Here is a 1,116-nt window from a genome sequence, read left to right as displayed (position 1 = left end):
CAACATTGGTAACCCTCTCTCTTTTACTACTAAGATTTCGTTCAGTTCTTTGAGTATAAAAACTCGATTTCAAGTTGTTGAAACGTCAGTAGCTCGTTCTTTCCAAATTACAGTTATTATGAATAAATATAGCGAAATTTATGGGATCGACATCAGTAAAAATGTCTTTGATGTTTATGGTTCCCAGAGCGGGCACCATCAATTTAAAAATGACGAGCAAGGGTTTAAGAGGTTTCTCAAAAGCCTGCCAACAGGGGCTTTGGCAGTTATGGAAGCTACAGGCTATTATCACTATCGTTTGGCACAGTTTTTATACCATCAGGGAGTCTCGGTGTCAGTGGTCAATCCGTTATCGGTAAAGCGCTTTATACAGATGAAGCTAGCCAAGGTTAAGACCGATAGGAGTGATGCGAAAGCTATCTGTGATTACGGGCGGACGAACGATGTCCCGTTGTATAATGCCCTGACGGACATTCAGAGTGAGTGCCTGCAGCTCTTCAGGTTATTGGATAGTTACCTAAAACATAGAACAGCCACTAAGAACAAGCTAAAAGGCGAAGAAGTACTGGGCGTTCCGTCCAGGTTTGTTTATAGATCTTTAAAGCGCAATTTAAAGCATTTAAACAATGAGGTAGAGGCTTTAGAGTCTCGATTGTTGGAATTGGTAAAACAGGACGAGCAACATCAATTAACGTTATTAAAAAGTATTCCAGGTATGGGGGTAAAGACAGCGTTGTTTTTAATAGTGGTTACCGATGGATTCAAGAAGTTCGAAACGGCATCACAACTGTGCAGTTACGTTGGGATAACGCCCACAATACGGGAATCGGGCAGCAGTGTAAGAGGGCGAAGCAGAATCAGTAAGGTAGGGAACAAGAAATTAAGGAACCTATTGTTTTTATGTGCTTTTTCGGCCAGCAAACACAACAGGGCCTGTAAAGCGTTGTACGAACGGATTGTTGCTAAGGGAAAGAGTAAAAAGTTAGCGCTTATAGCGGTGTCAAACAAACTATTAAAACAAGCCTTTGCTATTGCAAAAAGTGGATTGCCTTATGATGAGAACTTTGTTTCAAAATTAGCTCAATAATACTTGTTTTTTAACTCAGTTCTTTGTTG

General features: G+C 40.5%; 1 protein-coding gene. It reads left to right on the top strand.

Features of this window, described 5'->3' with window-relative positions:
• Positions 1-118: 118 nt before the first annotated feature.
• Positions 119-1,087: an IS110 family RNA-guided transposase gene (locus BMY39_RS14960; RefSeq protein ID WP_092581138.1), complete on the top strand. Its 969-nt coding sequence runs from the start codon at positions 119-121 to the stop codon at positions 1,085-1,087.
• Positions 1,088-1,116 lie beyond the last annotated feature (29 nt).

The sequence above is a fragment of the Hyunsoonleella jejuensis genome, assembly GCF_900111025.1.
GTDB lineage: Bacteria > Bacteroidota > Bacteroidia > Flavobacteriales > Flavobacteriaceae > Jejuia > Jejuia jejuensis.
Note: the sequence above shows the minus strand (reverse complement) of the source record. Positions and strands in the feature narration are given on the sequence as shown.